The following is a 12,658-nucleotide window of genomic DNA, read 5'->3' on the forward strand; positions in this document are numbered from 1 at the left end:
ACATATTAGGATAAATAATTTTTTAAAAGTATAAATTTTTCCAAAGGTTTTCCTTGATTAATACATAAAAAAGCTTTATCAAAACCTTTATGTAAATCGTCTTCAATTCCTGCAACCCATAATACTAACGCAGCATTCAAGGCAACAACCTGTTTATGAGATTTAAGTCCAGAACCATTTAGAACAGACTGTAAAATTTCCTCATTAGAGTCGCTTTCAGAAACTACAAGCTTTTCGTTTGAAATATTTTCATAATTAAAATCTGAAATATTGATTTTTGAAAACCTTAATTTTCCTTTCTCCACAAAAACTAATTTATTGTCTCCTTGAAGAGATGCTTCATCAAGACCGCCAGAACCATGAACTACTATTGCTCTATTCATTCCCATCTTCAATAAGGCACTTCCCATAGGCTCTAGATGATCTTCAGATGCGACACCTAATACTTGCGCATTAGGTCTTAAAGGGTTTACCAATGGTCCAAGTTGATTAAATACAGTCCTTATTCCAAGAGCTTTTCTTAATGGAGCCAGTTTAATTAAAGATTTATGCCAAATAGGTGCAAACAAAAAAGTAATTCCAATTTCATTTACAGCTGAAATTACTTTTTCTAATGAACAATTTAGATTTATACCAAGATTCAATAAAACATCAGCAGAGCCAACTTTTCCACTAGCACTTTTATTTCCATGTTTTGCAATTTGAACACCACAAGATGCCGCGACAAAAGCTACTGCAGTGGAAATATTAAATGTATTAGCTCCATCACCTCCAGTTCCACAAGTATCAACAATATACAAATTTGGTCTTTCTACTGGCAATTCGCATACATTTAATAGTTCCTCAGCCATAGAAGACAATTCTAAACCTGTAGACCCTTTTGCTCTCAAAGCGCTCAAAAAAGCACCTGTTTGAACATCAGATATTTCATCATTAAGCCATCTCTTCATTAATAATCTAGAAGTTATGTCATCAAGGTTTTTCCCCTCCAGCAAAATATTTAAGATTTCAGCGTTCGTTAATTTAGAAGACATTAATTTTTTTATTTTAAAAAGATATGATGAGAAAAATTAATTTGAAGTATCAAAACCTGACCCAACTAAATCTTTAGTTGTGTTTGAGGGCCTGAAATTTTTTGACCAAATACTTTTTGTTTTTGAGAAAAGTTGATTTTTATTAATTTTCCAAAATTTTAAAATTTTTTCGATATCTTCTTTAATTTCAACCTCACCAGGAAAATTTGTATATCGATTTATTAATCTAGCTAAATTAATAAAATCGAGATTTTCTGGATCTTTTTTAGAGATGAGAGAATCTATAATAATTTTGTCTGTTGCGTGTAATGGATGAGTTTGCTCTTTACTCATAAATAATTACTGAATCATTTATAAAATTAGCTCACATATTTAAAAATGAAACATTATCTTAATCATATTGGCAAAATAAAATGAAAAATTTAAAGTTTAAAGTCATATCTAAATACCTTAGACCATACAAAAAAGAATTTTTATATGGAGCTTTAGCCCTCTTAGTAGTAAATGTATTAAGCGTTGTAATACCTCTAGAAGTAAAAAACATAATTGACCAATTACAAACCGGTTTTTCTTCGAATTTTGTAATTTCTAAATCACTATGGTTAGTTTTATTAGCAACTTGCATGGGTTTAATTAGACTTTTTTCTAGGCAAATTGTATTTGGGATAGGTAGAAAGGTTGAGGTTAATCTACGTCAAAAACTTTTTGATCATTTGCTTATTCAAGATCCTGAATGGATACAAAAAAAAGGTAGCGGGGACATTATTAGCAGAGCGACAAGTGATGTTGAAAACATAAGAAGGCTATTGGGTTTTACGGTTTTAAGTTTATGTAACATCGTTTTAGCTTATTCCTTTACTATTCCATCGATGTTTTCGATAAACAAAAAATTAACAATATCCGCTCTATTGATATTCCCATTAATACTTGGAATTGTTAGCTTATTCGGAGGCAAAATGGTTAATCAAAGAAAAGCTCAACAAGAGTCATTATCCAAACTTAGTGATCTGATACAAGAAGATCTTTCTGGTATAAGTGCAATTAAAATTTATGCACAAGAAATTGCTGAGAAGAAAGAATTTGATAGATATAATGATGCATATCAAAATTCGGCGATAAAGCTTGCAAGAACAGCAAGTACACTTTTCCCATTGCTTCAAGGTATATCCTCAATTTCTCTATTGATTTTATTAGGATTAGGAACTTATCAACTAAATGGTGGATTTATTACAATAGGAGGTCTAGTAGCCTTAATTCTTTATGTAGAAAGGCTTGTTTTCCCTACAGCTCTTTTAGGGTTTACTTTAAATACTTTTCAACTCGGTCAAGTAAGTTTAGATCGTGTAGAAGAAATTTTTCAAAACAATCCAAGTATTGTAGATGGAGCAAAAACCAAATTTTTAAAAAGAAAAATAAAAGGTATATTAGAAGCAAAAGAATTAACCATAAAATATCCAGGTGCAACATTTAATTCACTAAATGGTCTCAATTTTAAAATTTATCCTGGAGAACTTGTTGCGATAGTTGGGCCTGTAGGTTGCGGCAAAACAACATTAGCAAAGTCTCTTGGAAGAACTATTGATATTCCAAATGGTCAATTGTATTTAGATAAGATTGATGTGAAAAACATTAAATTAAGCGACCTAAGAAAAAATATTGCAATTGTTCCTCAAGAAGCATTCTTATTTACTACCTCAATCTCAGAAAACCTGCGATTTGGAGAACCAAAAGCAACTCTAGGATTAGTAAAAAAAAGCGCAATGAAAGCAGGTTTAATCGATGACATCAATAGTTTTCCTCAAAAATTTAAAACAATTGTTGGAGAGAGAGGTATCACACTAAGTGGAGGACAAAGGCAAAGAACAGCACTTGGAAGAGCATTACTAGTGAATTCTCCTATTGTCGTTCTTGATGATGCTTTAGCAAGTGTTGATAATAAAACTGCCGCAATAATAATAGAAGAAATGCGACAAACAAGTAATAAAACAATTTTAATGATTAGCCACCAATTATCTGTAGCTGCTACTTGTGACAGAATTTTAGTAATGGATAAAGGAGAAATAGTTCAAGAAGGTCATCATAAAGATTTAGTAAAATCGAAGGGTTTATACAAAAAACTTTGGGAAAGAGAACTGGCAACTAACATTGTTGAAAGCTAAAAGTTATTTTTTTACTTATGATATATAAATTTAAATTATGTTCGAATTTCTAAAAATTATTATGAATAATGAGGAGCCAACATTAAATAATGACGTTAGTTCAGTTCATAGAATATTAAAAACAGATTTTAAGAGTCATCCTAATCCTCAAGAAGATGAAATAATATTTGGATGTGGTTGTTTCTGGGGAGCTGAAAAATGTTTTTGGAAACTTCCAGGAGTAATTACAACTTCAGTAGGGTATGCTGGTGGGGATAAAAGCAACCCAACATATTATGAAATATGTACCGGTTTAACTGGTCATTCAGAAGTTGTAAGAGTAATTTGGGATAAAAGTAAAATAGACATAAGTGATCTATTAAAAATGTTTTGGGAATGTCATGACCCTACCCAAAAAAACAGACAAGGTAATGATATAGGAACCCAATATAGGTCATCGATATATTATAAAAATGAAAATAATAAAAAAATAATATTAGCCAGTAAAGAACAATACCAAAAAGAACTAAATAAAAATAATTTTGGATTAATTGAAACAGAAATAAAAAAGATTGATACCTATTATTACGCAGAACAATATCATCAACAATATCTTGCTTCAGAAGGGAGCAGACAGTATTGTTCGGCTGCACCAACAAAAGTTAAATTAGGATATTTTCTTGGAAGTAATTACAAATTAAAAGATGATATTTGGGAAAACTTTAATTGGGAAGTTGATCATTGTGTATTGAGATCTAATAACAATCCTATAAAGAACAACAAATAAATCCCTCTAATCTTTATAGTAATAAAACGGGGCGTAGCGCAGTTTGGTAGCGCACCACTTTGGGGTAGTGGGGGTCGTGGGTTCAAATCCCGCCGTTCCGATCAATTATCTTCATCATTTATAAGAGATTTATATAGCTTATAAGAACTTATTCCCACAGCTATGAAAGTAAATGATGAAAAAAAAGCTAAAACTATTATGGTAAGGTTTGAAACTTCAACTTCACCTAGCTGGAAAGATATAAAAATATTCATAAAATACTTTTTTTAAACCATATCATAATTGGAAAAAATTTTTTAAAACGAATTATAAATTCAAAAGAATTACGACACCAAATACAATCCTATAAACAATAAATAATTTCAAACCATTTGAAGAAAAATACCTTAGCAGAAAATTGATCGCAAACAACGAAGATACAAATGTAGTAATAAGACCAACAATTAGTGGATAAAAACTTAAAGAATTCAATTCATTAAAAGAAGAAAAGAACTCAACAATAGCCGCAAAAGAGATGGCTGGTATGCCTAGAAGAAAGGAGTATTTGGCAGCATCACCTCGTTCCCAACCTGAGACAAGAGCGGTAGAAATAGTAATGCCAGATCTTGAGACACCTGGGAAAATGGCAAAGGCTTGCGAGAGACCTACAAGAAAACTATCTGAGTATCCATGATTTTTTAAATTAATTGAACCCTTTTTTGAAATATCTGCTATGTACATGAAAATAGCCATCAGGAAGGAAACTAATGCTATTGATAGATTTGAATAAAAAAAATTATCAAAAAAATAAGGAAAAAATACTTTTATAGTTCCGCCAAGCATCATAATTGGGATAGTGCCAATCAAAATTGATTTAAATAAATTTTTACGTACTAAATATTCAAAAGATATTTTTGAATATTTCCTTCTTAAACTAAAAATATCATTCTTAAAATACCAAAAAAGAGCCAAAACACTTCCAAACTGAATAATTGCCGACAAAGAGGGGCCTGGATCCTCAATCCTCAAAAAAAGTGATATAACTTTTAAATGAGCTGTACTACTTACAGGAATAAATTCTGTTAAACCTTGAATTAAGCCATATAAAATAAATTTTAAATATTCCAAAAAATTTTTAACGACCTAATTAATTAATAGCAATTTAAGATATCCAATTTACATTTAATAAGTAAAAGCTAATATAAAAAAGCGAAAAAAAAACCTTTTTTAATAATATTTTTTCTTTTTTCTTTATTCTTTTCTGATCCTTTAAAAGCTAATTATTGGTTAATTATTGGAACTTATAGACAAGGACCAGGAGGTCGACCAGAGGTAAGTTGAATAACTAGTCCATCTTTACATTCTATTCCAATAAAAGACATTAATACATGTAATAAAGCAGGGGGGGAATTACAAATGATATATATAAGCCAGTTTGGCAATTTGATAGTAAATGGACCTGTGTATTTAGTGGTGATCAAAAATTAGTTTATCTTTTAACATCATGAGCACAGCCATCTCCCTTGTAATTTTCACTTTCATAGAAATCATTTTTTGTGCCAAAATAAACTGTAAGTAAAACGAAAGGCAAACTTAATATAAATAAAATAGTAGTTAAATCCATAATTGAGTAGTTAAAGAAATGAAGTTATTAAAATTCAAGGAAACCAGCAATTAATTAAACTCACCTTTAATAGTCTGTTGGACCTTTTATCCCAAGATAAAAGAAAGCTACTAAACCTAATAAAAGTAAGACTCCAGCAATAGCTGCAGAAGGAACAAATCCACCTACCGCGAAGGATGAAAAATGATACATCTCTAAATACTAAACTAGTTAGATAATATCAATAAAAAATATGTATTTGTTAAAAATTTTGACTCGAAGACAATTAAAATATTCTTTTTCTAAGCCACTAAAGTCGAATCTTCATTTCCTGATGAAACTCGTATTCTCTCTTCCAACTTAGGACCATATAATTCATTTCCCCATATCTCAACTCTTGAATTGTTTGGAGCCATAAAGGTGAGAATGTCAGTTGGAAATAAAACTCTCTCTAAAAAAAAGTTTGAGGGACCAATACATCTCAAAACAACCATTCTGTTACCCTCATTTTTGTAAGAAAACTCAACCATCCCAAAACAGCAAAATATAAGTAATTAAACATCATTTATAACTAAAAATAATGTATAAAAAATTACTGAAAAAAAAATAAATTCAGAAATTTCTCAGATTTAATCCAGCCTCAACTAAATTTCTTTCTTGATCAATTAATAACAACGCATAAGAATTTAATATGTCAAAACTTTTTTTTGGAATAGATACATTAAGCATTCTCAAGAAATTAGATAATTTTTCATCTTGAAGTGCATTTCCTTTCTTTAAAAACATTTCTTTTTCTTGATTGATCTTCCAAATATTCATATATTCAAATTTCAAAGGCTTAAATTGCCAAATATTGTCTATTAAGCTCCAAACATCTATATATTTATTTAAATTACTTTGAATCTTTAATCTGTAAGAAGATTCGGAAGGACTCAACTCTGGTAAATTCATATTTTGCTGATTAATATCAATAGATAAAGGTTCTATTCCCAAAAACCATCCCTCAATAACCAATAAATCAGGATTATCTAATCTCCAATGAGATCTATCTCCTAAGCCATTTCTCAAGGATTTATCAAAAACTGGCACATTTAATTCTCCGTTTAATTTCCAATTTAATAATTTTTCGTACATTAATTTAACTGAGTGACTTCCAGGAAAACCTCTTGAGACATTCCATGGATTATTATTAATAGCTAATTTCATTTCATCTGATGGGAGGTAAAAATCATCAATTGAAATAACAGCAATTTTGAAATTTAATTTTGACGATATTGCTTCCAGCCATTTACCTAATGTTGTTTTGCCTGTTCCAGGTAGAGCTGAGATCCCAATTATTTTTCGATCAGAAAAATTATGGTGAAATTTATAAGCCTGTGATAAAAGGGGCAATGCCAAACCCCAAATCCAATCATCATTTACCTTGTTTTTCCAATATTGATCAATTGAGAGAATATTTTTTTGATTATTCCAAAAATCAAACCATTCATCCAGGGATTCCCAACCAATATCAATAATTAATTTTTCAAAGTTATCAAGAGGAAAATTAATATCTAAATCTTTCATATATCTAAAAAAGTTTTCGCTTTTTAATCAATTTATTGATTTCATTTTTCCAACCATATCCATTTGGTTCAGAAGCTAAAGTAAATTCCAAATCTTTTAATTGATCTAGTAAATTTAAGTTAGGTCCATCTATTCCAGGAATAACAATTTTAATATCTGAGTTTAAAAGTAGAGGCAAATCATTTGGAGAATCGCCTAAACCTATAATTTCAATATTTTGAACATTTGCATATTCTTTAAGTGCATTTATTGCTTTACCTTTGTTCGATTTTGTAGATAATAAGTGACTCATTCTATTTCCCTTAAAAATATCAACATTGAATTTTTTACAACAGATATTAATTTTCTCTTCTAAATAACTTGGCGGATTTAAAAAAGGCATGCTCCAGTGCCTATCACGCATTAAGTTCAATGAGTTACCTTCTAAACCTGTAAGCTGTGTGGCTTCTTGATCAGTGAGATTATTAAGAGGAGTAAGTATATAATCGATTTCATTAGAAATAAAATTTAAGATTTCTTCAAGAGATTCGTATTTTATTCCAAGAATAATTTCACCATTTAGTCTTTTAAGAGATTCACCATATATTGCTGCACCATTTTCAACAATATAAGGATCCGTCAGGTTAAGTTCCTTTCTAATAACTTTTACTTCTGAAGCGGTTTTGCTTGTACAAAGAATTACGGGAATAGATAATTTTTGTAGTTTTTTAATAGTTTCTTTAGCAGGTGATAAATCATATGAGTGATCCATTAAAGTACCATCTACATCACTTACTACCCAAATAGAAGAATTTTCTATCATTTTTATAAAGCACTAAGCCAAATTACTTGAAAAGGATCAAGACTAATATTTTTGCAATTGTATTTAGTGGATGTTAAAAAATCATGGGTATTGAAATCATTATCAATTATTTTTGGTAGATCATTATCATTCAATTGATAATTAATTTTATTTTCAGTCATATTATGGATTGCAAAAACTGACTCAGGACCTTTACCTCTTTTGATTACAACAATATCACTTCTACCTTTAGACAAACATTTCATTTGTGAACAAGGGTGAAATTGCTTTAATTTTGATCTGACATCCATAGCATTGCGAAGATATTTTAAGTTTTTATTAGCATTAGATTCAGGATTATTTAAAACGGCTAAAAGATTTTCTGATTTAAACTTTTCTCTATTAAGGTCTCTTCTTTGACCTGTCATAGAAAAGCTCTTGATATCATTTTCTGAAGCTAGTAATGCTGGCAAATAAAATGCAGGAACCCCTTTGAGAGCCATTACTAATAATTGACTCAAAATAAATCTTTCATATTGAAATCTTTTAGCATCTCTACTGGAGTCTTCCATTGCACTCCACCAACTAATATTCAATTCATAAGGTTTATCATCACCATTTGATAAACGTCTATGACTTACTAATCCACCTCTTTTTTCACAATTTATTAATAAATCTTTAATTCTCTGCTCATTCATTAAACCCTCAAGAGCTCTTAGCCCAACGCCATCGTGCGATGCTGTGAAATTAAATAAAGTAGTATCTTTAGGTAATATGGGCCAATCAAAAATCCATGAGTTTAGAATATCCGCCCTTGAAGTAATAATTGCCTCTAGGAGAAGAGGAGGCAATGGGAAATTGTATGCCATATGGGCTTCATCATCAGGAATCAGATAAGATAGATTTTCCTTCTGGGGAACATTAGTTTCAGTTATTAAAACTCCCTCATCAAGAAGATTATTTAAAAGAACTCTTAAGAGTTTCACAATAGAATGTGCTTTCGGCAAATGTAAGCATGTTGTCCCTGATTCCTTCCAAATAAAACCTACAGCATCAAGCCTTAACCATTTAATCCCATTAGATAAATAAGTAATAATTAAATTTAAGAACTCAAGAGTCATTTTTGGATTATGCCAATTCAAATCAATTTGATCTGGACCAAAAGTTGTCCAAACTTGCTTAGGGCCATCTTCAGTATTTATTTGAGAAAACAAGGAGGAACTTCTTGGTCTAACTACATTTGACCAGTCAAGATTTTGTTTTGGTGAAAAAACATTTGATATACCCGGTTCTTGGCATTTAATAAATTGTTGAACCCATGGATGAGATGATGAAACATGGTTTAGTACTAAATCAGCCATCAAATCATGATTTTTAGAAATACTTTTAAGATCATTCCAACCACCAAATTTTTCTTCTAAGGAATCATAACTTGAGACTGCAAAACCTCCATCACTTGTAGATTTCAAAAAAGGAAGAATATGTAAAACTTTAGAAAGACTGCCAAAATGTTTACATAACAACTCATTAAGAGTTGTTAATGTTGCTTCGCCATTTTTATAAATACTATCTGCATAAGTTATCAAAACCGAATGAGATTCATTCCACCTTTCCTTATCTCTTTTTTCTTCATAAGCAGATTTCTCTGAGAAATTATCTAAAATCTGTAATAATTGATTTGAAATAAAATTAACTTCTTCTGTAGTATTATTTGAATAAATTGTTTTTAGCAATTTATCAATTTTTATTCTATCTATTTTTTTCTCTGAATCAATTTGCTTCACTTTGAAAAAATCAACGAAGTATTAATACTATTCTGCACATCAATTAGAAAATGGACTTTCAACAAGGGTTAATCACAACAATACATGAATATGGAGTCACAAGAAATTTACTTAAAGAATTAAACAAAAGTCTTAAAAAAAGATCAACTAGTATTTTAATACCTTGCTTATATGAAGAGTTTGAGCGTCCAGCATTAAAAGACATAAGAGAAGTTTTAAAAGACCTTACAGGCTTAAATGAATTAGTTATTGCTCTCTCTGCAAAAACTGTTGAGCAAGTTAACGCAGCAAAATCATTTTTTGACTCAATGCCATTTCCAGTCCATGTTCAATGGACTAATTCTCCCTCTGTAATAGAACTATTAAAAAGTCAAGAAAAAAATGGGTTAGAACTTTTAGGAACTCCAGGTAAAGGATGGGCTGTCTGGCAAGGTATAGGAGTTGCGACAAGAAAATCAGAAGTTGTTGCTCTTTTTGATGCTGACATAAGAACTTTTAGTTCTTTGTATCCATCAAGAATGATACTTCCACTTCTGGATGAATCATATGGAATATCATATGTAAAAGCTTTTTACAGCAGGTTATCGTTAGAGACCAATCAATTACAAGGTAGAGCAACAAGATTATTTGTGGGTCCCTTATTGGCAAGTCTTGAGCAATTAGTAGGGAAGGGTCCCTTTTTACAATATCTTCAATCATTTAGATATCCATTAGCAGGTGAGTTTGCTTTCACTAAAGACCTTGCTATGAATTTACGAATTCCTTGTGACTGGGGTTTAGAAATAGGTTTATTATCAGAGGTTTATAGAAACGTAAGAACTTCAAAAATAGCCCAAGTTGACCTAGGTTTGTTTGATCATAAACATAAGAATATTGGCGGTTCTTCTAAAGAAGGATTACAAAAAATGTGTAAAGAAATACTTTCAAGTGTTTTAAGAGGTCTCATGGAGCATCAAGCAGAGACTTTAACGAGTACTCAACTAGCAACATTAGAAGTTCTTTACAAAAGAGTTGGAGAAGATCGGGTAAAACAATTTGGACTAGATTCAGCAGTTAATCAACTTCCATACGATAGGCATGAAGAAGAGCTATCAGTACAAAAATTTGCGAAGCTATTGAGACCGGCTACAGAAGATTACTTAGCTTGCCCTACGACACAGCAGTTACCAAGTTGGTCAAGAGTTCTATCTTGTGAGGACAAACTGCAAGAAGATTTGGCAATTGCTGGGTCAAAAGATATAAAAACAACTAAAAAAGAATTAATTAAAAACTTCTAAAGTAAAAAATACCTTTGAGCCATTGGGACTTCATCAAGAGGTTCACAAGTAAGAAGTTCTCCGTCAGAAAAAACTTCATAAGTTTGAGGATGAACTGAAATATTTGGAAGCTTACTATTAAGTTTTAAAAGTGATTTATTGATATTTCTGGTATTTTCTACAGCAATACATTTCTTTTGTAAGCCTAATTTATTTGGAATATTTTGATCAATTGAATTTTTACTTAAAAAGGTAAAAGAACTCTTAATTAGAGATTGGCCGAAACTTGCAAACATAGGTCTACCATGTACAGGACCTGGAGTAGGTATTGAAGCATTTGCATCACCCATTTGTGACCAAACGATAGATCCTCCTTTAACAACTAATTCAGGCTTTACCGCAAAAAAGGAAGGTTTCCACAATGCCAGATCAGCAATTTTACCCTTTTCTATAGACCCAACATGTTTATCAATACCATGAGCTATTGCAGGATTAATTGTGACTTTAGAAATATATCTCTTTACTCTGTAATTATCGTTTCTATCAGAATCCTGCGAAAGCGGTCCCCTTTGGACTTTCATTTTATGGGCGGTTTGAAAAGTTCTTGTAATTACTTCACCAACTCTTCCCATAGCTTGAGAATCACTAGCAATAATTGAAAAGGCACCTATATCATGCAAGATATCCTCAGCTGCAATAGTCTCTCTTCTGATCCTTGATTCGGCAAATGCAATATCTTCTGGGATTTTAGAATCTAAATGATGACAAACCATTAACATGTCAAGATGTTCTTCTAATGTGTTCCTTGTATAAGGTCTTGTTGGATTAGTGCTACTTGGAAGAACATTTTTTTCTCCACAAATTTTTATGATGTCTGGCGCATGACCTCCACCTGCTCCTTCGGTATGAAAAGTATGAATAGTTCTTCCTGCAATAGCATTGATAGTATCTTCAACAAAGCCTGCCTCATTCAAAGTATCAGTATGAATACATACTTGTACGTCAAACTTATCTGCAACATTAAGACAAGAATTTATTGTGGAGGGAGTCGTTCCCCAATCCTCATGAAGCTTCAATCCACATGCACCCGCTTCAACCTGATCAATAAGATTGCTCTCGTTTGTTGAGTTTCCTTTTCCAAAAAACCCTAAATTCATGGGAAATGCTTCTGCAGATTGAAGCATTCTTGAAATATGAAAAGAACCAGGAGTACAAGTAGTGGCATTTGTGCCAGTTGCAGGTCCAGTTCCTCCTCCTAACATGGTTGTAATTCCGGAGGCTAATGCTGTCTCAATTTGTTGGGGACAGATAAAATGAATGTGGGTATCTATTGAACCTGCAGTGAGAATATGACCTTCTCCAGCTATTACTTCTGTTGATGCACCAATAACAATATCGACATTATCCTGGATATCAGGATTGCCAGCCTTACCAATTTCAAAAATCATTCCATCTTTTATACCCACATCAGCCTTAATTATTCCCCACCAATCTACGATCAAAGCATTAGTTATTACGGTATCTACAGCTCCATCAGATCTTCTTACTTGAGACTGTCCCATTCCATCTCTAATAACTTTACCTCCACCGAATTTAACTTCATCTCCGTATGTAGTTAAATCCTTTTCTACTTCTATAAAAAGTTCGGTATCAGCAAGTCTTACTCTATCTCCGGTAGTGGGTCCGTAAGTTTGCGCATAAGTATTTCTGTCAATTTTGTAGGACATAAT

14 protein-coding genes, 1 tRNA gene and 1 pseudogene are annotated in these 12,658 nt (G+C 31.4%); 5 read left to right on the top strand and 11 right to left on the bottom strand.

What is annotated here, in order from left to right:
- Nucleotides 1-5: 5 nt before the first annotated feature.
- Complete coding sequence (trpD, locus tag HA144_RS04885; protein WP_209042994.1) at nt 6-1,034, bottom strand: anthranilate phosphoribosyltransferase; 1,029 nt, start codon at nt 1,032-1,034, stop codon at nt 6-8.
- Nucleotides 1,035-1,070: 36 nt separating this feature from the next.
- Nucleotides 1,071-1,367 carry a DUF3288 family protein gene (locus HA144_RS04890; RefSeq protein ID WP_209042995.1) on the bottom strand — a complete coding sequence of 99 codons (297 nt, stop codon included), beginning with the start codon at nt 1,365-1,367 and terminating at the stop codon, nt 1,071-1,073.
- An 80-nt stretch (nt 1,368-1,447) separates the two neighbouring features.
- On the opposite strand from HA144_RS04890, the gene HA144_RS04895 reads away from it, so the two are divergent.
- The 3 genes from HA144_RS04895 to HA144_RS04905 all read left to right on the top strand — a co-directional run bounded on the left by HA144_RS04895 (nt 1,448) and on the right by HA144_RS04905 (nt 4,060).
- A complete protein-coding gene (locus HA144_RS04895) occupies nt 1,448-3,193 on the top strand; it encodes an ABC transporter ATP-binding protein (RefSeq protein ID WP_209042996.1) in 1,746 nt (581 codons plus the stop codon).
- Nucleotides 3,194-3,230: 37 nt separating this feature from the next.
- Nucleotides 3,231-3,959, top strand: a complete 729-nt coding sequence (msrA, locus tag HA144_RS04900; protein ID WP_209042997.1) for a peptide-methionine (S)-S-oxide reductase MsrA — start codon at nt 3,231-3,233, stop codon at nt 3,957-3,959.
- Between the two features lie 27 nt (nt 3,960-3,986).
- Nucleotides 3,987-4,060: transfer RNA gene (locus HA144_RS04905), tRNA-Pro, on the top strand.
- Here the strand turns inward: HA144_RS04905 and HA144_RS04910 are convergent.
- Both HA144_RS04910 and HA144_RS04915 read right to left on the bottom strand, forming a co-directional pair.
- Nucleotides 4,061-4,213 (bottom strand): hypothetical protein, encoded by a 153-nt coding sequence (locus HA144_RS04910; RefSeq protein WP_209042998.1) that lies wholly within the window; start codon nt 4,211-4,213, stop codon nt 4,061-4,063.
- A gap of 52 nt (nt 4,214-4,265) precedes the next feature.
- Nucleotides 4,266-5,066 (bottom strand): undecaprenyl-diphosphate phosphatase, encoded by an 801-nt coding sequence (locus tag HA144_RS04915; RefSeq protein ID WP_209042999.1) that lies wholly within the window; start codon nt 5,064-5,066, stop codon nt 4,266-4,268.
- Between the two features lie 102 nt (nt 5,067-5,168).
- On the opposite strand from HA144_RS04915, the pseudogene HA144_RS09505 reads away from it, so the two are divergent.
- Nucleotides 5,169-5,446 (top strand): annotated as a pseudogene (locus HA144_RS09505) (hypothetical protein).
- On the opposite strand, the gene HA144_RS09570 reads toward HA144_RS09505, so the two are convergent.
- From HA144_RS09570 to HA144_RS04940, 6 genes are all read right to left on the bottom strand, one after another.
- Complete coding sequence (locus tag HA144_RS09570) at nt 5,428-5,562, bottom strand: hypothetical protein (protein ID WP_011818343.1); 135 nt, start codon at nt 5,560-5,562, stop codon at nt 5,428-5,430. The pseudogene HA144_RS09505 and the gene HA144_RS09570 sit on opposite strands and share 19 nt — an antisense overlap.
- Nucleotides 5,563-5,628: 66 nt before the next feature.
- Entirely contained in the window at nt 5,629-5,754 is a 126-nt protein-coding gene (locus HA144_RS09575; protein ID WP_257470521.1) for a hypothetical protein, read from the bottom strand.
- A gap of 89 nt (nt 5,755-5,843) precedes the next feature.
- A complete protein-coding gene (locus tag HA144_RS04925) occupies nt 5,844-6,071 on the bottom strand; it encodes a DUF1830 domain-containing protein (protein WP_209043001.1) in 228 nt (75 codons plus the stop codon).
- 82 nt (nt 6,072-6,153) lie between these two features.
- Nucleotides 6,154-7,107, bottom strand: a complete 954-nt coding sequence (locus HA144_RS04930) for a kinase (protein ID WP_209043002.1) — start codon at nt 7,105-7,107, stop codon at nt 6,154-6,156.
- 4 nt (nt 7,108-7,111) lie between these two features.
- Nucleotides 7,112-7,909: a mannosyl-3-phosphoglycerate phosphatase-related protein YedP gene (gene yedP, locus HA144_RS04935; RefSeq protein ID WP_209043003.1), complete on the bottom strand. Its 798-nt coding sequence runs from the start codon at nt 7,907-7,909 to the stop codon at nt 7,112-7,114.
- Nucleotides 7,910-7,911: 2 nt separating this feature from the next.
- Nucleotides 7,912-9,672, bottom strand: a complete 1,761-nt coding sequence (locus tag HA144_RS04940) for a sugar phosphorylase (RefSeq protein WP_209043004.1) — start codon at nt 9,670-9,672, stop codon at nt 7,912-7,914.
- A gap of 50 nt (nt 9,673-9,722) precedes the next feature.
- Between HA144_RS04940 and HA144_RS04945 the strand changes: the two genes are divergently transcribed.
- Complete coding sequence (locus HA144_RS04945) at nt 9,723-10,949, top strand: glycosyl transferase (protein WP_209043005.1); 1,227 nt, start codon at nt 9,723-9,725, stop codon at nt 10,947-10,949.
- Here the strand turns inward: HA144_RS04945 and ureC are convergent.
- Nucleotides 10,946-12,655, bottom strand: coding sequence for an urease subunit alpha (gene ureC, locus HA144_RS04950; RefSeq protein WP_209043006.1), 1,710 nt, complete (start codon nt 12,653-12,655; stop codon nt 10,946-10,948). The genes HA144_RS04945 and ureC overlap by 4 nt on opposite strands.
- Between the last annotated feature and the right edge of the window lie 3 nt (nt 12,656-12,658).

The organism is Prochlorococcus marinus XMU1404, from assembly GCF_017696175.1.
GTDB lineage: Bacteria > Cyanobacteriota > Cyanobacteriia > PCC-6307 > Cyanobiaceae > Prochlorococcus_A > Prochlorococcus_A marinus_X.

What these genes read in the sequence shown, in the direction of transcription:
- trpD (WP_209042994.1), bottom strand. Translation starts at nt 1,034, where the DNA reads ATGTCTTCTAAATTAACGAACGCTGAAATCTTAAATATTTTGCTGGAG.
- HA144_RS09570 (WP_011818343.1), bottom strand. Translation starts at nt 5,562, where the DNA reads ATGGATTTAACTACTATTTTATTTATATTAAGTTTGCCTTTCGTTTTA.
- msrA (WP_209042997.1), top strand. Translation starts at nt 3,231, where the DNA reads ATGTTCGAATTTCTAAAAATTATTATGAATAATGAGGAGCCAACATTA.
- ureC (WP_209043006.1), bottom strand. Translation starts at nt 12,655, where the DNA reads ATGTCCTACAAAATTGACAGAAATACTTATGCGCAAACTTACGGACCC.
- HA144_RS04895 (WP_209042996.1), top strand. Translation starts at nt 1,448, where the DNA reads ATGAAAAATTTAAAGTTTAAAGTCATATCTAAATACCTTAGACCATAC.
- HA144_RS04925 (WP_209043001.1), bottom strand. Translation starts at nt 6,071, where the DNA reads ATGGTTGAGTTTTCTTACAAAAATGAGGGTAACAGAATGGTTGTTTTG.
- HA144_RS04890 (WP_209042995.1), bottom strand. Translation starts at nt 1,367, where the DNA reads ATGAGTAAAGAGCAAACTCATCCATTACACGCAACAGACAAAATTATT.
- HA144_RS04910 (WP_209042998.1), bottom strand. Translation starts at nt 4,213, where the DNA reads ATGAATATTTTTATATCTTTCCAGCTAGGTGAAGTTGAAGTTTCAAAC.
- HA144_RS04930 (WP_209043002.1), bottom strand. Translation starts at nt 7,107, where the DNA reads ATGAAAGATTTAGATATTAATTTTCCTCTTGATAACTTTGAAAAATTA.
- HA144_RS04945 (WP_209043005.1), top strand. Translation starts at nt 9,723, where the DNA reads ATGGACTTTCAACAAGGGTTAATCACAACAATACATGAATATGGAGTC.
- yedP (WP_209043003.1), bottom strand. Translation starts at nt 7,909, where the DNA reads ATGATAGAAAATTCTTCTATTTGGGTAGTAAGTGATGTAGATGGTACT.
- HA144_RS09575 (WP_257470521.1), bottom strand. Translation starts at nt 5,754, where the DNA reads ATGTATCATTTTTCATCCTTCGCGGTAGGTGGATTTGTTCCTTCTGCA.